Source organism: Pseudomonas sp. 22085 (assembly GCF_052045815.1).
Lineage (GTDB): Bacteria > Pseudomonadota > Gammaproteobacteria > Pseudomonadales > Pseudomonadaceae > Aquipseudomonas > Aquipseudomonas glycinae.
Window position 1 is genome coordinate 22,186 of sequence record NZ_JBQEQA010000002.1, and the last position, 18,507, is coordinate 40,692.

15 protein-coding genes are annotated in these 18,507 nt (G+C 60.0%); 10 read left to right on the plus strand and 5 right to left on the minus strand.

Annotation, left to right across the window (positions count from 1 at the left end; genetic code table 11):
• Positions 1 to 32: 32 nt before the first annotated feature.
• Both prpF and prpD read left to right on the plus strand, forming a co-directional pair.
• Complete coding sequence (gene prpF, locus ACTJK7_RS02505; RefSeq protein ID WP_064594670.1) at positions 33 to 1,223, plus strand: 2-methylaconitate cis-trans isomerase PrpF; 1,191 nt, start codon at positions 33 to 35, stop codon at positions 1,221 to 1,223.
• A gap of 117 nt (positions 1,224 to 1,340) precedes the next feature.
• Positions 1,341 to 2,825: a 2-methylcitrate dehydratase gene (gene prpD / locus ACTJK7_RS02510; protein WP_108560494.1), complete on the plus strand. Its 1,485-nt coding sequence runs from the start codon at positions 1,341 to 1,343 to the stop codon at positions 2,823 to 2,825.
• A 134-nt stretch (positions 2,826 to 2,959) separates the two neighbouring features.
• Here the strand turns inward: prpD and ppsR are convergent, their stop codons facing one another.
• Positions 2,960 to 3,778, minus strand: coding sequence for a posphoenolpyruvate synthetase regulatory kinase/phosphorylase PpsR (gene ppsR, locus ACTJK7_RS02515; RefSeq protein WP_011333245.1), 819 nt, complete (start codon positions 3,776 to 3,778; stop codon positions 2,960 to 2,962).
• 174 nt (positions 3,779 to 3,952) lie between these two features.
• On the opposite strand from ppsR, the gene ppsA reads away from it, so the two are divergent.
• The 8 genes from ppsA to ACTJK7_RS02555 all read left to right on the plus strand — a co-directional run bounded on the left by ppsA (position 3,953) and on the right by ACTJK7_RS02555 (position 12,116).
• Complete coding sequence (gene ppsA / locus ACTJK7_RS02520) at positions 3,953 to 6,328, plus strand: phosphoenolpyruvate synthase (protein ID WP_103386412.1); 2,376 nt, start codon at positions 3,953 to 3,955, stop codon at positions 6,326 to 6,328.
• Between the two features lie 98 nt (positions 6,329 to 6,426).
• The gene (locus ACTJK7_RS02525) at positions 6,427 to 7,416 is read left to right on the plus strand and encodes an alpha/beta fold hydrolase (protein ID WP_011333247.1); all 990 of its coding nucleotides are present in this window, start codon (positions 6,427 to 6,429) and stop codon (positions 7,414 to 7,416) included.
• Between the two features lie 226 nt (positions 7,417 to 7,642).
• Positions 7,643 to 8,134: a ribonuclease E activity regulator RraA gene (rraA, locus tag ACTJK7_RS02530; protein ID WP_064594678.1), complete on the plus strand. Its 492-nt coding sequence runs from the start codon at positions 7,643 to 7,645 to the stop codon at positions 8,132 to 8,134.
• 24 nt (positions 8,135 to 8,158) lie between these two features.
• Complete coding sequence (locus tag ACTJK7_RS02535) at positions 8,159 to 9,154, plus strand: zinc transporter ZntB (protein WP_011333249.1); 996 nt, start codon at positions 8,159 to 8,161, stop codon at positions 9,152 to 9,154.
• Between the two features lie 63 nt (positions 9,155 to 9,217).
• Positions 9,218 to 9,466 (plus strand): hypothetical protein, encoded by a 249-nt coding sequence (locus tag ACTJK7_RS02540; protein ID WP_007951986.1) that lies wholly within the window; start codon positions 9,218 to 9,220, stop codon positions 9,464 to 9,466.
• A 2-nt stretch (positions 9,467 to 9,468) separates the two neighbouring features.
• A complete protein-coding gene (locus ACTJK7_RS02545) occupies positions 9,469 to 10,293 on the plus strand; it encodes a mechanosensitive ion channel family protein (protein ID WP_108560500.1) in 825 nt (274 codons plus the stop codon).
• A gap of 90 nt (positions 10,294 to 10,383) precedes the next feature.
• Positions 10,384 to 10,974: an RNA polymerase sigma factor SigX gene (sigX, locus tag ACTJK7_RS02550; protein WP_011333251.1), complete on the plus strand. Its 591-nt coding sequence runs from the start codon at positions 10,384 to 10,386 to the stop codon at positions 10,972 to 10,974.
• Between the two features lie 107 nt (positions 10,975 to 11,081).
• Entirely contained in the window at positions 11,082 to 12,116 is a 1,035-nt protein-coding gene (locus ACTJK7_RS02555) for an OmpA family protein (RefSeq protein ID WP_011333252.1), read from the plus strand.
• Between the two features lie 74 nt (positions 12,117 to 12,190).
• Here ACTJK7_RS02555 and cobA read toward each other — a convergent pair whose 3' ends face one another.
• Genes cobA through nirB form a run of 4 tightly spaced genes read right to left on the minus strand, consistent with a single transcriptional unit; the run spans position 12,191 to position 18,438 of the window.
• Positions 12,191 to 12,943: a uroporphyrinogen-III C-methyltransferase gene (gene cobA / locus ACTJK7_RS02560; protein ID WP_108560503.1), complete on the minus strand. Its 753-nt coding sequence runs from the start codon at positions 12,941 to 12,943 to the stop codon at positions 12,191 to 12,193.
• A gap of 13 nt (positions 12,944 to 12,956) precedes the next feature.
• A complete protein-coding gene (locus tag ACTJK7_RS02565; protein ID WP_108560505.1) occupies positions 12,957 to 15,671 on the minus strand; it encodes a nitrate reductase in 2,715 nt (904 codons plus the stop codon).
• Positions 15,671 to 15,988 carry a nitrite reductase small subunit NirD gene (nirD, locus tag ACTJK7_RS02570; RefSeq protein ID WP_108560508.1) on the minus strand — a complete coding sequence of 106 codons (318 nt, stop codon included), beginning with the start codon at positions 15,986 to 15,988 and terminating at the stop codon, positions 15,671 to 15,673. Before nirD ends, ACTJK7_RS02565 begins: the two co-directional genes overlap by 1 nt.
• Positions 15,985 to 18,438, minus strand: a complete 2,454-nt coding sequence (nirB, locus tag ACTJK7_RS02575) for a nitrite reductase large subunit NirB (RefSeq protein WP_064384028.1) — start codon at positions 18,436 to 18,438, stop codon at positions 15,985 to 15,987. The genes nirD and nirB overlap by 4 nt, the downstream gene beginning before the upstream one ends.
• Positions 18,439 to 18,507 lie beyond the last annotated feature (69 nt).

Sequence of the window (18,507 nt, forward strand, 5' to 3'; positions counted from 1 at the left end):
CTTCAAGTCCCATGTCTTCGTTAAGGAGCACCATGGCTCACGCACCGCAAATAAAAATCCCCGCCACCTACATGCGTGGCGGCACCAGCAAAGGCGTGTTTTTCAGCCTCAAGGACCTGCCCGAAGCCGCGCAGATTCCCGGCCCGGCCCGCGATGCGCTGTTGCTGCGGGTCATCGGCAGCCCCGATCCGTACGACAAGCAGATCGACGGCATGGGCGGCGCCACCTCGAGCACCAGCAAAACCGTGATCCTGTCGAAAAGCATCAAGGCCGATCACGACGTCGATTACCTGTTCGGTCAGGTGTCGATCGACAAGCCGTTTGTGGACTGGAGCGGCAACTGCGGCAACCTGTCGGCGGCGGTCGGCTCGTTTGCCATCAGCAACGGTCTGGTGGACGCCAGTCGCATTCCGCACAACGGTGTGGCGGTGGTTCGCGTGTGGCAGGCCAACATCGGCAAAACCATCATTGCCCATGTGCCAATCACCAACGGCGAAGTCCAGGAAACCGGTGATTTCGAACTCGACGGCGTGACCTTTCCGGCCGCCGAAGTACAGGTCGAATTCATGGACCCGGCGGCGGAAGAAGAGGGTGGTGGTGGCTCGATGTTCCCCACCGGCAACCTGATCGATGAGCTGGAAGTGCCGGGTGTCGGTACGTTCAAAGCCACGATGATCAACGCGGGTATTCCGACGATCTTCGTCAACGCCGAAGACATCGGTTACACCGGTACTGAATTGCAAAGCGCGATCAACAGCGATCCGAAAGCGTTGCAGATGTTTGAGACCATTCGTGCCTACGGTGCTTTGCGTATGGGGCTGATTTCCAGTCTGGATGAAGCGGCCAAGCGTCAGCACACACCGAAGGTTGCATTTGTCGCCAAGCCTGCGGATTACGTCGCGTCCAGCGGCAAAGCCATTGGCGCCGGGGATGTGGATCTGCTGGTGCGGGCGTTGTCGATGGGCAAGCTGCACCACGCGATGATGGGCACGGCGGCGGTGGCGATCGGCACGGCGGCGGCCATCTCGGGCACGTTGGTGAATCTGGCGGCGGGTGGTGTTGAGCGTAATGCGGTGCGGTTCGGGCATCCGTCCGGGACGTTGCGTGTTGGCGCAGAAGCTAGTCTGGAAAATGGTGAGTGGGTCGTGAAGAAGGCGATCATGAGCCGCAGTGCGCGCGTGCTGATGGAGGGCTTCGTCCGCGTGCCTGGCGACTCGTTCTAATGAACAACCGGTGAGAGCGAGCCCGTTCGCTCTCACCGCCATGCACATTTCAATAAGAAGAAAATTAGCCCTGAACCGAGGTCCCATCAACGAACCACTTTCAAGAGTGAATCGAACATGAGCGCCAACGTCGACCTGAACAACCGCCCCGACTACGACCATGTCCTGCAGGACATCGCCGATTACGTCCTCAGCTACAAAATCACATCCGCCGAAGCCCTCGACACCGCCCGCAACTGCCTGATGGACACCCTGGGCTGCGGCCTGCTGGCCTTGCGTTTCCCCGAATGCACCAAACACCTTGGCCCAATCGTCGAAGGCACCGTGGTCCCATTCGGCGCCCGAGTCCCTGGCACCTCCTATCGCCTCGACCCGGTGAAAGCGGCGTGGGACATCGGCTGCATCGTGCGCTGGCTCGATTACAACGACACCTGGCTCGCCGCCGAATGGGGGCATCCGTCGGACAACCTCGGCGGAATTCTCGCGGTGGCCGATCACCTGTCGCAAAAGCGTCTGGCCAATGGTGAAGCGCCGCTGACGGTGCGCGATGTGCTCGAAGCCATGATCATGGCCCACGAGATTCAAGGCGTGATCGCGCTGGAAAACTCCTTCAATCGTGTAGGCCTCGACCACGTCATTCTGGTGAAAGTCGCCTCGACTGCCGTGACCGCCAAGCTGATGGGCGCCAACCGTGAGCAGCTGTTATCGGCGTTGTCCCATGCGTTTGCCGACGGTCAGGCGTTGCGTACTTACCGCCATGCGCCAAACGCCGGCTCGCGTAAATCCTGGGCGGCAGGGGATGCATCGAGCCGGGGCGTGCGGCTGGCGAATATCGCGATGCGCGGCGAAATGGGCATTCCCGGCGTCTTGAGTGCCAGACAGTGGGGCTTTTACGACGTTCTGTTCAGCCACACCAACAACGATCTGGCGCTCAAACCCGAAGACAAACGCACCTTCAGCTTCTCGCGACCGTTCGGCAGTTACGTGATGGAAAACGTGCTGTTCAAGATCAGCTTCCCCGCCGAGTTTCACGCGCAAACCGCCTGCGAAGCCGCCGTGACCCTGCACCCGCAGGTGCGCAACCGTCTGCATGAAATCGACCGGATCGTGATCACCACCCACGAATCGGCGATCCGCATCATTTCCAAGGTCGGGCCGCTGGCCAACGCCGCCGACCGCGATCACTGCCTCCAGTACATGACCGCCGTACCGCTGGCGTTCGGCAATCTGGTGGCGGAGCTGTACGAAGATGATTTCCACAAGGCCCATCCGATCATCGATGTGCTGCGCGAGAAAATGGTCATCGTCGAAGATCCGCGCTTCACCCGCGAATACCTGGAGGCCGACAAACGCTCGATTGCCAACGCGGTGCAGGTGTTTTTCAAGGACGGTTCGAGCACGGAAAACGTGGTGGTGGAATACCCGATCGGCCATCGCCGGCGTCGCGCCGAGGGCATTCCGTTGCTGGAGGACAAGTTCAGGGCAAATCTGGCCACCCGTTTCACCGGGCAGCGCAGCGGGGAGATTCTGGCGTTGTGCAAGGATCAGGCGCGGCTTGAAGCCACGCCGGTGAACCGGTTTGTCGATTGGTTTGTTATCTGAGAGACCGCGTTATCGTTCATCGCTGGCAAGCCATGCTCCCACAGGGTTTCGTTGTGAATGCAAAATCTGCGTACACCACAAAACCCTGTGGGAGCTGGCTTGCCAGCGATGGCGGCTGCAAGGGCGCTACAAATCTATTTGAAACGCCGCTCCACACCTTTTTCCACGAGGATCTTCGCGGAAATCTCTTCCACTGAAAAATGCGTGGAGTTGATGTGCGGGATGTTCTCGCGGCGGAACAGGTTTTCCACTTCGCGCACTTCGAACTCGCACTGGGCGTAGCTCGAATAGCGGCTGTTGGGCTTGCGTTCGTTGCGGATCGCGGTAAGGCGGTCCGGGTCGATGGTCAGGCCGAACAGCTTGTGCTGGTGAGCACGCAGGGCGGCCGGCAGTTGCAGGCGCTCCATGTCGTCCTCGGTCAGCGGATAGTTGGCTGCGCGGATGCCGAATTGCATCGCCATGTACAGGCACGTCGGTGTCTTACCACAACGCGACACGCCCACTAGTATCAGGTCGGCCTTGTCGTAATAGTGGGTGCGGGCGCCGTCGTCGTTGTCGAGGGCGAAGTTCACCGCCTCGATCCGCTCCATGTAATTGGAGTTGTGGCCGATGGAGTGGGATTTGCCGACGGTGTAGGAAGAATGCTCGGTCAGTTCCTGTTCGAGCGGAGCGAGGAACGTCGAGAAAATGTCGATCATGAAACCATTGGAGGTTGCGAGAATCTCACGGATGTCCTGGTTGACGATGGTGTCGAAGATGATCGGCCGGAAACCGTCGGTTTCAGCGGCTTTGTTGATTTGTTGTACCATGGCCCGCGCTTTTTCAACGCTGTCGATGTACGGTCGCGTGAATTTGCTGAAGGTAATGTTTTCGAACTGCGCCAGAAGGCTTTGACCCAGGGTTTCGGCGGTGATACCGGTGCCATCGGAGATAAAGAAAGCAGATCGTTTCATTTGCACCTTGGGCCTTAAGCTAATGAGCATTTCTGGATATGATAGGCGCGATTTGCCGGCCGCCATTGGCCCGCATTCTCACTTATTTTCCAGGTCCAGGCCATACAGCCGGCCAACGCTCCCCCGAGCCGCCGGTTTCTGAGCTTTTCCAACACAGTTAGTGGAGAGATCACCTTGGTAGAGTACGTAGTTTCCCTCGATAAGCTCGGCAAACACGATGTTGAGCATGTGGGGGGCAAGAACGCATCCCTGGGCGAGATGATCAGTAACCTGGCCGGTGCCGGTGTTTCGGTCCCCGGCGGCTTCGCCACCACGGCGCAAGCCTATCGCGACTTCCTGGAACTGAGCGGCCTGAACGATCAGATCCACAAGGCCCTCGATGCGCTGGACGTCGATGACGTCAATGCCCTGGCCAAGACCGGCGCCCAGATCCGCCAATGGATCATGGAAGCCGAATTCCCTGAAAAACTGAACACCGAGATCCGCACCGCGTTCGCCGCGCTGTCGGCCGGTAATCCTGACGTGGCCGTGGCCGTGCGTTCCTCCGCCACCGCCGAAGACTTGCCGGACGCTTCGTTCGCCGGTCAGCAGGAAACCTTCCTGAACATCCGTGGCGTGGAAAACGTCATCCGCGCGGCCAAGGAAGTGTTCGCTTCCCTGTTCAACGACCGCGCCATTTCCTACCGCGTGCACCAGGGCTTCGACCACAAGCTGGTCGCCCTGTCGGCCGGCGTGCAGCGCATGGTGCGTTCGGAAACCGGCACCGCCGGCGTGATGTTCACCCTCGATACCGAATCCGGCTTCCGTGACGTGGTGTTCATCACCGGCGCCTACGGCCTGGGCGAAACCGTCGTACAAGGTGCGGTGAACCCGGACGAATTCTATGTCCACAAGGGCACGCTGGAGGCCGGTCGCCCGGCGATCCTGCGCCGCAACCTGGGCAGCAAGGCCATCAAGATGATCTACGGCGACGAGGCCAAGGCCGGTCGTTCCGTGAAAACCGTTGATGTCGACAAGGCCGAGCGCGCGCGCTTCTGCCTGACGGACGCTGAAGTCAGCGAGCTGGCCAAACAGGCGATGATCATCGAGAAGCATTATGGCTGCCCGATGGACATCGAGTGGGCCAAGGACGGTGACGACGGCAAGCTGTACATCGTGCAGGCCCGTCCGGAAACCGTGAAAAGTCGCACCCAGGCCAACGTCATGGAGCGTTACCTGCTGAAAGAAACTGGCACCGTGCTGGTGGAAGGCCGTGCCATCGGCCAGCGCATCGGCGCCGGCAAGGTGCGGATCATCAAGGACGTCTCCGAGATGGACAAGGTCCAGCCGGGCGACGTGCTGGTCTCCGACATGACCGACCCGGACTGGGAGCCGGTCATGAAGCGCGCCAGCGCCATCGTCACCAACCGTGGTGGCCGTACCTGCCACGCGGCGATCATCGCCCGTGAGCTGGGAATTCCTGCGGTCGTGGGTTGCGGTAACGCCACCCAACTGCTGAAGGATGGCCAGGGCGTGACCGTGTCCTGTGCCGAAGGCGATACCGGTTACATCTTCGAAGGCGAGCTGGGCTTCGACATCAAGAAAAACTCCGTGGACGCCATGCCGGAGCTGCCGTTCAAGATCATGATGAACGTCGGCAACCCGGACCGCGCCTTTGACTTCGCGCAGCTGCCGAACGCCGGTGTGGGCCTGGCCCGTCTGGAGTTCATCATCAACCGCATGATCGGCGTGCACCCCAAAGCGCTGTTGAACTACGACGGTCTGCCGCAGGACATCAAGGAAAGCGTCGACAAGCGCATCGCCGGTTACGACGATCCGGTCGGTTTCTATGTCGAGAAACTGGTTGAAGGCATCAGCACCCTGGCCGCTGCGTTCGCACCGAAGAAGGTCATCGTGCGTCTGTCGGACTTCAAGTCCAACGAATACGCCAACCTGATCGGCGGCAAACTGTACGAGCCGGAAGAAGAAAACCCGATGCTGGGCTTCCGTGGCGCTTCGCGTTACATCAGCGAATCGTTCCGTGACTGCTTCGAACTCGAGTGCCGTGCGCTGAAACGCGTACGCAACGAGATGGGCCTGACCAACGTCGAAATCATGGTGCCGTTCGTCCGCACCCTCGGCGAAGCCAGCCAGGTGGTGGATCTGCTGGCCGAGAATGGCCTCAAGCGCGGCGACAACGGTCTGCGCGTAATCATGATGTGCGAACTGCCGTCCAACGCGATCCTGGCGGAAGAATTCCTCGAATTCTTCGACGGTTTCTCGATCGGCTCCAACGACCTGACTCAGCTGACACTGGGTCTGGACCGTGACTCCGGGATCATCGCGCACCTGTTCGACGAGCGTAATCCGGCGGTCAAGAAGCTGCTGGCCAACGCGATTGCCGCGTGCAACAAGGCCGGCAAGTACATCGGCATCTGCGGTCAGGGTCCTTCGGACCACCCGGACCTGGCCAAGTGGCTGATGGAGCAGGGCATCGAAAGCGTGTCGCTGAACCCGGACACCGTGCTGGAAACCTGGTTCTTCCTTGCCGAAGGCCAGGCGGCGGAATAAGCCGTGAATGAAGCCCCGGCCCGTTGAACCGGGTCGGGGCTTTAAGATTGAAGTAGGGCGAGCTCTCCGGATGCCGCCCTTTTTTGTGCAAGAGCATTATGCAAAGCAGCAGCAACCTATTTCCTGTCGCCCTGATCAGCGCCGAGCGACGCGGTGATCTGAGCGAAGACGTTTACCGTTTGAAACCGGGCAACAGCCCTGACTGGTCCGTGGAAATCGCGGTGACCCGTCTCGGCATGGCCGATGAGCCGGCGTCGCGCGGCGTGCCGGTGATCTTGCTGCACGGCAGTTTTTCCAACCGGCGCTTCTGGTTTTCGCCAAAAGGCCTGGGCCTGGGCGCCTATCTGACGCGACTGGGCTTCGATGTGTGGATCCCGGAAATGCGCGGTCACGGCTTGTCCCAGCGCAACGAGGACTACCGTCGCAACCGCGTCGCCGACTATGCCCGTTACGATCTGCCGGCCATCGCCGCGTTCGTCCGTGAGCAGAGCGGGCAGATTCCGCACTGGATCGGCCACTCGCTGGGTGGCATCACGCTGGCGGCCGCGCTGGGCGGCGAATACCTCGGCGAGCCGGCGGTGGCGTCGGCGGCATTTTTCGGCACCCAGGTCAGCCGTACGTACTGGCCGCTGAAGATTCCGCCGGTGGAATGGAGCGGGCGCTTCATTCTCAAGCGTTTTGCCCAGTTGTCCGGCTCGCGGCTCAAGCGCGGCCCCGAGGACGAGCCAATCGGTCTGGCGCTGGAAAGCATGCGCTGGTACGGGCTGTTCGGCCGTTTCGGCGACAAGGACAAGGATTGGTGGGCAGGTCTTGCCGATGTGCAGGTGCCGGTGCTGGCAGTGAGCGCGGCGGGGGATCATCAGGATCCGGCCTGGGCCTGCCGGAAGCTGTTCGAACAGATTGGCTCCGAGCACAAGCAGTTCATCAATCTGGGCCGAGAGCAGGGCTTCAACGATCAGTTCGGTCATGTCGAGATGCTGGTCAGCAAGGCGGCGCAGGCTGAGGTCTGGCCGCTGGTGGCGCGCTGGCTGGCAGATCAGCACACGCCATTGCTTGGCGAGAAGCCGGATCTGGCGGCAGCGGTCTGAACGCGGCGCCCTGAAAAGGGCATTTCGTTCGCGTCGGCTTGCGGCTAAGATATGACGCATTAGACGGTTCTGGTCATATTTAGTGACTGTTTCGCTATTACGTTTCAGCCTGTGTTCAGGTTCGTTCAGCGACCATGACATGGGCTAAGGTAAACAGCGACCGCCGGAACTCGTTTCAAAAGAGTGCGACATCCTTGATCGTCTTCCTTGTTACAGGAGTTTTTCGATGAACCATTACCTTACGCCTGACCTGTGCGACGCCTATCCGGAGCTGGTTCAGGTGCTGGAACCGATGTTCAGCAATTTCGGCGGCCGTGATTCGTTCGGTGGCGAAATCGTGACCATCAAATGCTTCGAAGACAACTCGCTGGTCAAGGAACAAGCCGAGCTCAAGGGCAACGGCAAGGTGCTGGTGGTCGATGGCGGTGGCTCGCTGCGCTGCGCACTGCTGGGCGACATGATCGCCGAGAAAGCCTCGAAAAACGGTTGGGAAGGGCTGGTCATCTACGGCTGCATCCGTGATGTGGACGTCATCGCCCAGACCGATCTTGGCGTGCAGGCCCTGGCCAGCCATCCGAAAAAGACTGAAAAACGCGGTCTCGGCGACCTCAATGTGCCGGTGACCTTCGCGGGTGTGACCTTCCATCCCGGTCAGTACATCTATGCGGACAACAATGGCGTGATCATCTCGCCAAGTCCGCTGAAAATGCCTGAATAAATCGCGGTAATCACAGGGGTGAGGATGTTCGAGGAAGAAAACGCGCAATGGGGGCTGGTGCATGCCCTGGTGCTGGACGGTAAAGGCGGTGCGCGTTCGATAGCCCGGACTGATCTCGACGATCTGCAGCTGCAGGCTCATGAAAGCCTGTGGCTGCACTGGGATCGCAGTCACCCGCAGACCCAGACCTGGCTGCGCAAATCCAGTGGGCTTAACGAGTTCACCTGTGATCTGCTGTTGGAAGAAAACACCCGCCCACGCCTGTTGCCGCTGCCGGATTCCGAGCTGCTGCTGTTTTTGCGCGGGGTCAATCTCAACCCCGGTGCCGAGCCGGAAGACATGGTGTCGGTGCGGATTTTTGCCTCCGCCCAGCGGGTGATTTCCTTGCGCTTGCGTCCCTTGCGCGCCACTGACGAGTTGCTGGTGATGCTGGGCGAGGGCAAGGGGCCGAAAACCTCGTCCGAATTGATGCTGTATCTGGCGCAATTCCTCACCAACAAGGTGCAGGATCTGGTGACTTGCCTCTCCGAAGTGGTCGATGAAGAGGAAGAAAAACTGGATGCCGACGAACGGTATACCCCCGAGCACGGCGCCATTTTGCACATCCGTCGCCGGGCCGCCGGACTGAAGCGTTTTCTGGCACCGCAGCGGGATATTTTCGGACAGCTGACGCGGATAAAACTGCCGTGGTTCGTTGATGACGATGCCGACTACTGGAACGAATTGAACAACAGCCTGACCCGTTATCTCGAAGAGCTCGAATTGACTCGAGAGCGCGTGGGCCTTGTGCTGGAGGCCGAGGACCGGCGCTTGAGCGTGCACATGAATCGCACGATGTATCGTTTCGGCATCATCACCTGCATCTTCTTGCCGATGAGTTTTATTACCGGTCTGCTGGGCATCAATGTCGGCGGCATTCCGTTCTCGAGCAGCCCTTATGGTTTCCTGATCGCTTGCCTGACGGTGCTCGCCCTGGCGTTCGGACAATGGTGGTTGTTCCGCCGATTGCGCTGGGTCTGACGATGCGCCATGTGACCCGACCAAATTTGCCCGCGTCTTTCACAGACATCACGAGAGGTGCGTATGCACGATCCGTTTGAACAGTCTTTGCGCGACATGCTCAACGCCTCGCCGTCCAGCCGCGACGACGATGCCTGTCTGGGCCGCGTACTCAAAACCGCCAACCGCCAGGTTGGCGCCGGCGATCTGTTCAGCCTGCTGGGCCGCTGGCTGCCCGCGCTGATGATCGCCCTGAATAACGGCTCGGCCCATGTCGCGCCGGTCTCCCGTCTCCGTAAACCTACCGCTCGCACTGCTGATAAGGCTGATTGAATATGGAACTTGATCTCTGGACTCAGAGCCTCGTCACTGCAATGACTGCGTTGTGGACCAAAGTCGCTAATTTCATTCCGAACCTGTTCGGCGCACTGGTTGTGCTGCTGTTGGGTTTTGTCGTGGCCAAGCTGCTGGACACCTTGCTGTCCAAATTGCTGGCCAAACTGGGGCTTGATCGCCTGATGGGCGGCACCGGCCTGACCAAATTGATGTCCCGCGCGGGGCTGCAAGTGCCGATCTCCACGTTGATCGGTAAAATCGTCTATTGGTTCGTTCTGCTGATTTTTCTGGTTTCGGCAGCAGAATCCCTTGGACTTGAGCGAGTTTCAGCTACGCTTGATATGCTCGCGCTGTATCTGCCGAAGGTATTCGGTGCGGCGCTTGTGTTACTGGTCGGTGTCCTGCTCGCGCAACTGGCCAATGGCCTGGTTCGCGGGGCGGCAGAAGGCGTAGGCCTGGACTACGCTTCTGGCCTTGGGCGAATTGCCCAGGGCCTGGTGATCATCATCAGCATTTCGGTCGCGATCAGTCAGCTGGAGGTCAAGACCGATCTGCTGAACCATGTGATCGTGATCGTATTGATTACCGTTGGTCTGGCGGTTGCGCTGGCCATGGGGTTGGGAAGCCGGGAAATTGCCGGTCAGATTCTTGCGGGAATCTATGTGCGTGAGTTGTATGAGGTTGGGCAACAAGTGCGTATTGGCGAGGTCGAAGGCCAGATTGAAGAGATCGGCACGGTTAAGACCACATTGCTGACCGATGAGGGTGAGCTAGTCTCTCTCTCCAATCGGATCCTGCTGGAGCAGCATGTGAGTAGCCGCTAACCCGGCAAACCCTGCTAATGTATGCCGCCGCAAAATGCCAGCTGTCGCTGGCTGCGGTGGACATTGACCTGACTGTCGGCACGACTTGTTTTGAATAAAGCCCAAACGCTATCCACGCGCTACGACCCCCGCGAGCTCTCTGATGAGGAGTTGGTCGCGCGCTCGCATACCGAGCTTTTTCACGTGACGCGTGCGTATGAAGAACTGATGCGGCGTTACCAGCGGACATTATTTAACGTGTGCGCACGATATCTTGGGAACGATCGCGATGCAGACGATGTCTGTCAGGAAGTGATGTTGAAGGTGCTGTACGGGCTGAAGAACTTCGAGGGGAAATCGAAGTTCAAGACATGGCTGTACAGCATCACCTACAACGAATGCATCACACAGTATCGGAAGGAACGGCGAAAGCGTCGCTTGATGGACGCACTGAGTCTTGACCCCCTTGAGGAAGCGTCCGAAGAAAAGGCGCCGAAACCCGAGGAGAAGGGCGGACTGGATCGCTGGCTGGTGTATGTGAACCCGATTGACCGGGAAATTCTGGTGCTACGATTTGTCGCAGAGCTGGAGTTCCAGGAGATCGCAGACATCATGCACATGGGTTTGAGTGCGACAAAAATGCGTTACAAACGCGCTCTTGATAAATTGCGTGAGAAATTTGCAGGCATTGCTGAAACTTAGTTCGGCGCAAATATCTCTTACGTGTAGGCAAGTTCTGATAGACTTGCCGCCGAGTTGTCCCCCGGTTTGCGGGACTGCTTCACAATCACCAGATGGGGATTTAACGGATGAAACTGAAAAACACCTTGGGCTTGGCCATTGGTTCTTTGATTGCCGCCACTTCTTTCGGCGCTCTGGCACAAGGCCAAGGCGCAGTTGAAATCGAAGGCTTCGCAAAGAAAGAACAATTCGACAGCGCTCGTAACTTCAAGAACAACGGCAACCTGTTCGGCGGTTCGATCGGTTACTTCCTGACCGACGACGTTGAACTGCGTCTGGGCTACGACGAAGTGCACAACGTGCGTGCCGACGATGGCAAGAACGTCAAGGGCGCCAACACCGCTCTGGACGCTCTGTACCACTTCAACAACCCAGGCGACATGCTGCGTCCATACGTTTCGGCCGGTTTCTCTGACCAGAGCATCGACCAGAACGGTTCGAACGGTCGCAACCGTTCCACCTTCGCCAACCTGGGCGCCGGTGCCAAGCTGTACTTCACCGACAACTTCTACGCCCGTGCTGGCGTTGAAGCTCAGTACAACATCGACCAGGGCGACACCGAGTGGGCTCCTAGCGTCGGTATCGGTGTGAACTTCGGTGGCGGCTCCAAGCCAGCTGCTGCTCCAGTTCCAGCACCAGCTGAAGTCTGCTCCGACAGCGACAACGACGGCGTGTGCGACAACGTTGACAAGTGCCCGGACACCCCAGCCAACGTAACTGTTGACGCTGATGGCTGCCCTGCAGTTGCTGAAGTTGTTCGTGTTGAGCTGGACGTCAAGTTCGACTTCGACAAGTCGGTTGTGAAGCCAAACAGCTACGGCGACATCAAAAACCTGGCTGACTTCATGAAGCAGTACCCATCCACCACCACTACTGTTGAAGGTCACACTGACTCCGTCGGTCCTGACGCTTACAACCAGAAACTGTCCGAGCGTCGTGCAAACGCCGTTAAGCAAGTTCTGACCAACCAGTACGGTGTTGAATCGTCCCGCGTTCAGTCGATCGGCTACGGCGAATCCCGCCCAGTTGCTGACAACAAAACTGAAGCTGGCCGTGCGGTTAACCGTCGCGTAGAAGCGCAGGTTGAAGCTCAAGCTAAGTAATTAGCTGCCGCTCCGAGAAAAGCCCGGCTTATGCCGGGCTTTTCTTTGCCTGCGATTTGGTGAAGCCGGAATTGTCAGGCCAGTCGATCGGCTGCCCAGCCAATCGAATCGACCTGGGTCGCAGCCGCTGCAACGGCGCCTATGACCAGAATCGCAGGGCTCTTGAGCTGGAAACCAAGGGCATCGTCTTCCATCGCTGTCAGATCACTGCGGCATTCGCGCTGCCCTGGCAACGAGGCATTCTCGATCATCGCCACTGGCGTATTCGCCGCCATACCGCCTGCCAGCAGTTGTTCGCGAATCTCGCCGAGCTTCGCCACTCCCATGTAAATCACCAGCGTCGTCCCGCCTTGCGCCAGCGCCCGCCAATTCAACTGGCTGTCGTCCTGGGTGTGGGCCGTGACCAGCGTCACGCCCCGGGCCACGCCGCGTAGCGTCAGCGGAATATCACACTGGGTCGCGCCAGCCAGTCCGGCGGTGATGCCATTGACCAGCTCCACCTCGACCCCGCGCTCACGCAACCACTGCGCTTCCTCACCCCCACGCCCGAAAATGCACGGATCGCCGCCCTTGAGCCGCACCACGCATTTGCCCTGACGGGCATAACGCAGCATCAGCCGATGGATGAACGCCTGGGGCGTCGAACGACAGCCACCGCGTTTGCCGACCGCGATGATCCGTGCAGCAGGGCAGTGCTCAAGTACCGCCTCATTGACCAGATCGTCGATCAGTACCACCTCGGCCTCGCGCAAGGCACGTACGGCTTTTAATGTCAGCAGTTCAGGATCACCGGGGCCCGCGCCCACCAGCCAGACTTTCGCGTTCATGGTGTTTTCCTCTTCAGATAACGGCGACCGGACGCACTTCGGCGGTCAGCAAACGCTTGATTTCCAGGACGCAGGAGCCGCATTGCGTGCCGCATCCCAATGTATTTTTCAAACCCTGCAGATCCAGCCCTTCACGAATACCGGCGCAGACCGCGCTGTGGCTGACGTTCTTGCAGTTGCACAGGGTTTTGTCCGCCACAACCTGCGCCCCGGCATTGCCCGGCGGTGCACTCATCGGCGCCAGCAGCCAGCGCCGCAGTTGTTCGTCGGCACGACCTTCCAGCCACAGGCCTTGCAACCAGTGCTGAGCGAGGGTTTCGCCAGCGAGGCGGATCGCAGTGATGCGCCCGTTTTCGATGCGCACCCGTTTACCGATGGCGCGACGAGGATCGTCATAAGCCAGCACCGGCCCGTCGATCAGGGCCAGGCACTGGTCGATTTCACGCAGCAATTGCGGCTCCGGCGCCACGGCGCTGGCTGCGCGTATCAGCAGCGCAGGCCGTTCACGTCCGACAAGGCTGAGACTTGCGTAGGAAAACGCCTCACAGAGCGGTCGAAGCGCCTCGAAATGCCGTTGAACATCGCCCTCGATCAGTGCGAACAGTTGCCATGGCAAACTCACCGGTTCCAGCCTTACACCGCTGTGCTTGAGTTCCGGCTGTTTCGACAAAGGATCGAAGGCGGGCAGGGTCAGGCTGTTCACGCCGCCCTTGAGGAAACGATCACCCCAGTGCATCGGCAGGAACGCCTGGCCCGGACGCACGCTGTCATCGCTGGCGACCGCCACAATCACTGCGCCCCGACGACTTTTCAGATTCACCAGATCCCCCGATTGCAAGCGGTGACGGCGCAATTCGTCAGGATGCAGGCTCAACACTGCTTCGCTGACATGGCCGAACAACTGCGCAGCCGTACCCGTGCGGCTCATACCGTGCCATTGATCTCGCAGGCGACCGGTGATCAGGGTCAGGGGAAAGCGCGCGTCGCGCTGTTCCTTGGCGGCGCGATAGGGATCGGCAACGAACTGCGCGCGCCCGTTCGCTGTAGGAAAGATACCGTCGCCATACAGCCGGGCTGTACCTTGGCGAGCACCGACGGGGAAGGGCCATTGCTGTGGCCCCAGTTCATCAATCAACCCATGGCTGATCCCGGACAAATCCAGATCGCGTCCCCGGGTCAGTTGTTTGTACTCGTCAAACAGCTGCGCCGGTTGTTCGAACGCAAACAGCCCCGGCTGCTGCGGGCGCAGACGCTTCTCCAGGCGTTGTGCGAAATCTACGGTGATCGCCCAGTCCGGTCGTGCTTCACCCGGTGCGGCAATGGCCTGGCGGACGTGGGAAATCCGCCGTTCGGAGTTGGTCACCGAACCTTCCTTCTCGCCCCAACTGGCCGCCGGCAACAGCAGATCGGCAAACGCTGCGGTTTCGGTGGTACGGAATGCCTCCTGCAAAACCACGAACGGACAAGCCTCCAGCGCGGCGCGCACAGCGGTCTGGTCCGGCATCGATTGCGCGGGATTTGTGCAGGCAATCCACAACGCCTTGATCTTGCCGCTGCGCACTTGTTCAAACAGTTCGATGGCGCTGAGCCCGGTGTTTTCCGGCAGCTTATCCACACCCCAATACGCCGCGACTTCTGCGCGATGCTCTGGATTGGCGACTTCACGATGGCCTGGTAACAGATTGGAAAGGCTGCCGGTTTCGCGCCCGCCCATGGCATTGGGCTGACCGGTCAGGGAGAAAGGTCCTGCACCCGGCCGGCCGATTTGCCCGGTGGCCAGATGCAGATTGATCAGCGCGCTGTTCTTCGCACTGCCGGCGGTGGACTGGTTCAGGCCCATGCACCACAGCGACAGGAAACTCGGCGCGGTGCCGATCCACTCGGCGCATTGCTGCAACTGCTCGACGCTGATCCCGCACAGCTGCGAAACCATCGCCGGGGTGTAATCGCGCACCAGGCTTTTCAGCTCGGCGAGGCCTTCGGTGTGGGCCTTGATGAAGTCGCGGTCGATCCAGTCTTCCCACAACAACAGATGCAAAATTCCATGGAACAACGCGACATCGGTGCCCGGCAGAATCGCCAGATGCAGGTCGGCCAAATCACAAGTGTCGGTGCGCCGTGGATCAATGACGACGACTTTCATCTGCGGGCGGCGGGATTTTGCTTCTTCGAGGCGGCGAAAAAGCACTGGATGCGCGTAGGCCATGTTACTGCCGACGATCACCACGCAATCGCTCAACTCCAGGTCTTCATAGCTGCATGGCGGTGCGTCGGCGCCGAGGCTGCGTTTGTAGCCGACCACTGCCGACGACATGCACAGCCGCGAATTACTGTCGATGTTATTGGTGCCGACCAGCGCTCGCGCCAGTTTGTTGAAGGCGTAGTAATCCTCGGTCAGCAATTGCCCGGAGATGTAGAACGCCACGCTGTCCGGGCCATGTTCGGCGATGGTTGCGGCGAATACGTTGGTGGCGTGATCCAGCGCGGTGTCCCAGTCGCAGCGACTGCGCGCCAGGCCTTTGCCCAGGCGCAATTCCGGGTACAGCGCTCGGGCCGCCAGGTCGCCGGTCAGGTGCAGGGTCGAGCCTTTACTGCATAGTTTGCCGAAGTTGGCCGGATGCGCCGGATCGCCGCTGACGCCGAGGATGCGCTCGCCGTCATGTTCGATCAGCACGCCGCAGCCGACCCCGCAATAGCAACAGGTCGAGGCGGTCGTCTGGCGGTTCATCAGACGGCGTCCCGCAGGGCCAGTTGCACGCGGCCGTTTTCCACTCGGGCCGGGTGATGGTGCGCGCAGCCGACGTCCGGCACCTGGGCTTCGCCGGATTGCAGGTCGATCTGCCAGTTGTGCAGCGGGCAGGCGACACGTTTGCCGTAGATCAGGCCTTGGGACAGCGGGCCGCCCTTGTGCGGGCAGCGGTCATCGAGTGCGAAAACTTCGTCGTCGCTTGTGCGAAAGATCGCGATGTCGCCTTTGGGCCCGGCGATGATCCGCGAACCGAGGGCATTGATCTCTTCCAGGGCACAGATATCGAGCCAGTTCATGCCGGCACCTCCAGGTTTTTCACGGGGATCACGTCGAATTCTTTCTTCAGTTGCGGCTGCGCGAGGCGCTCTTTCCACGGGTCCTGTTCGAACGACAGGGAGAATTGCAGGCGCTCGTTCAGAGCCTTGCGGCGCTCGGGGTCTTCCAGTACGGCTTTCTTGATGTGCTCCATGCCGACCCGTTGCAGGTAATGCACGGTGCGTTCGAGGTAGAAGGCTTCTTCGCGGTACAACTGCAGGAACGCGCCGTTGTATTCGCGCACTTCCTCGGCAGTCTTGAGCTTGACGAAGAACTCGGCGACTTCGGTCTTGATCCCGCCGTTGCCACCGATATACATCTCCCAGCCGGAATCGACGCCGATGATTCCTACGTCCTTGATTCCTGCTTCCGAGCAGTTGCGTGGGCATCCGGAGACCGCCAACTTCACTTTGTGCGGCGACCACATGTTGAACAGGTCATGTTCGAGGTCGATGCCCAACTGGGTCGAGTTCTGCGTGCCGAAGCGGCAGAACTCGCTGCCGACGCAGGTTTTCACGGTGCGGATCGATTTGCCGTAGGCGTGGCCGGATGGCATGTCGAGGTCTTTCCACACACCGGGCAGATCCTGTTTCTTGATCCCCAGCAAGTCGATGCGCTGGCCGCCGGTGACCTTGACCATTGGCACCTGATACTTGTCCGCCACGTCGGCGATCCGCCGCAGTTCCGACGGGTTGGTCACGCCGCCCCACATCCGTGGCACCACCGAATAGGTACCGTCCTTCTGGATGTTGGCGTGGGCCCGCTCGTTGATCAGGCGCGACTGCGGATCGTCCTTGGCTTCGCCGGGCCAGGTGGAAATCAAGTAGTAGTTGAGGGCCGGGCGGCAGGTAGCGCAGCCGTTCGGAGTGCGCCAGTTGAGGTAGCTCATGGTGCCGGCAATGGTCAGCAGGTGCTGCTCGCGAATGGCCTGGCGAATCTGGCCATGGTTGAGATCGCTGCAACCGCAGATGGCTTTTTCGCTTTTCGGTTTGACGTCCGCCGCGCCGCCGACGGTGTTGATCAGGATCTGTTCGACCAGCCCGGCGCAGGAGCCGCAGGAGCTGGCAGCCTTGGTGTGTTTCTTCACTTCGTCGACGCTGAACAGGCCATGTTCCTGAATCGCCTTGACGATGGTGCCCTTGCACACGCCGTTGCAGCCGCAGACTTCGGCGTTGTCGGCCATGCTCATGGCTTTGTCCTGGCCCTGATGTCCTACGTCGCCAAGTGCGTTTTCTCCGAACATGAGGTGATCGCGGATCTCGCCGATGGCGTGATTCTCACGAATCTGCCGGAAATACCAACCACCATCTGCCGTATCGCCGTACAGACAGGCGCCGACCAGCACGTCATCCTTGATCACCAGTTTTTTGTACACCCCGCCGATCGGGTCGGAGAGGGTGATGGTTTCGGTGCCTTCGCCGCCCATGAAGTCGCCAGCGGAAAACAGATCGATGCCGGTAACCTTCAGTTTGGTCGACGTCACCGAGCCCTGATAACGGGCGAAACCCAGTTGCGCCAGGTGGTTGGCGCAGACCTTGGCCTGTTCAAACAGCGGCGCCACCAGGCCGTAGGCGATGCCACGGTGGCTGGCGCATTCGCCGATCGCATAGATGCGTGGGTCGTAGGTTTGCAGGGTGTCGTTGACCAGAATCCCGCGGTTGCACGGGATACCGGCCTTTTCTGCCAGTTCAGTGTTGGGGCGGATGCCGGCGGCCATGACCACCAGATCGGCGGGGATGATGTCGCCGTTCTTGAACTGCACCGAGCCGACCCGACCATTGCCGGCGTCGTGCAGGGCCTGGGTCTGTTCGCACAGGCGAAAGTGCAGGCCGCGGGATTCGAGGGCGGTTTGCAGGAGTTGGCCGCTTGTCTTGTCCAGTTGCCGCTCCAGCAGCCATTCACCGAGGTGCACCACGGTGACGTGCATGCCGCGCAGCATCAGGCCGTTGGCCGCTTCGAGACCGAGCAGGCCGCCGCCGATCACCACGGCGTGCTTGTGGGTCTTGGCAGTGTCGATCATCGCCTGGGTGTCGGCGATGTCGCGGTAGCCGATCACGCCCTGCAAGGTGTTGCCGGGGATCGGCAGGATGAACGGGGTCGAACCTGTGGCGATCAGCAGGCGATCGTATTCGGCCTCGGTGCCGTCCTCGGCGATCACTCGGCGTTTGACCCGGTCGATCTCCACCACTTTGCGGTTGAGCAGCAGTTTGATGCCGTTTTCCAGATACCAGTCGAGGTCGTTGAGCACGATTTCTTCGAAGGTCTGTTCGCCGGCCAATACCGGCGACAACAGGATGCGGTTGTAGTTGGTGTGCGGTTCGGCCCCGAAGACCGTGATGTCGTACAGCTCGTTGCTCAGCTTGAGCAGTTCTTCCAGGGTACGAACCCCGGCCATGCCATTGCCGATCATCACCAGTTTGAGTTTTTTCATCAGGTTCTCCGGGAGCATCGGGCTTGCCTCTTGTGGGCAGTCAGGCCTTGCTCGACAAAAATGGCGCAA

Coding starts and splice junctions, on each gene's coding strand:
- prpF (WP_064594670.1), top strand. CDS start 33: ATGGCTCACGCACCGCAAATAAAAATCCCCGCCACCTACATGCGTGGC.
- prpD (WP_108560494.1), top strand. CDS start 1,341: ATGAGCGCCAACGTCGACCTGAACAACCGCCCCGACTACGACCATGTC.
- ppsR (WP_011333245.1), bottom strand. CDS start 3,778: ATGAAACGATCTGCTTTCTTTATCTCCGATGGCACCGGTATCACCGCC.
- ACTJK7_RS02525 (WP_011333247.1), top strand. CDS start 6,427: ATGCAAAGCAGCAGCAACCTATTTCCTGTCGCCCTGATCAGCGCCGAG.
- rraA (WP_064594678.1), top strand. CDS start 7,643: ATGAACCATTACCTTACGCCTGACCTGTGCGACGCCTATCCGGAGCTG.
- ACTJK7_RS02535 (WP_011333249.1), top strand. CDS start 8,159: ATGTTCGAGGAAGAAAACGCGCAATGGGGGCTGGTGCATGCCCTGGTG.
- ACTJK7_RS02540 (WP_007951986.1), top strand. CDS start 9,218: ATGCACGATCCGTTTGAACAGTCTTTGCGCGACATGCTCAACGCCTCG.
- ACTJK7_RS02545 (WP_108560500.1), top strand. CDS start 9,469: ATGGAACTTGATCTCTGGACTCAGAGCCTCGTCACTGCAATGACTGCG.
- ACTJK7_RS02555 (WP_011333252.1), top strand. CDS start 11,082: ATGAAACTGAAAAACACCTTGGGCTTGGCCATTGGTTCTTTGATTGCC.
- cobA (WP_108560503.1), bottom strand. CDS start 12,943: ATGAACGCGAAAGTCTGGCTGGTGGGCGCGGGCCCCGGTGATCCTGAA.
- ACTJK7_RS02565 (WP_108560505.1), bottom strand. CDS start 15,671: ATGAACCGCCAGACGACCGCCTCGACCTGTTGCTATTGCGGGGTCGGC.
- nirD (WP_108560508.1), bottom strand. CDS start 15,988: ATGAACTGGCTCGATATCTGTGCCCTGGAAGAGATCAATGCCCTCGGT.
- nirB (WP_064384028.1), bottom strand. CDS start 18,438: ATGAAAAAACTCAAACTGGTGATGATCGGCAATGGCATGGCCGGGGTT.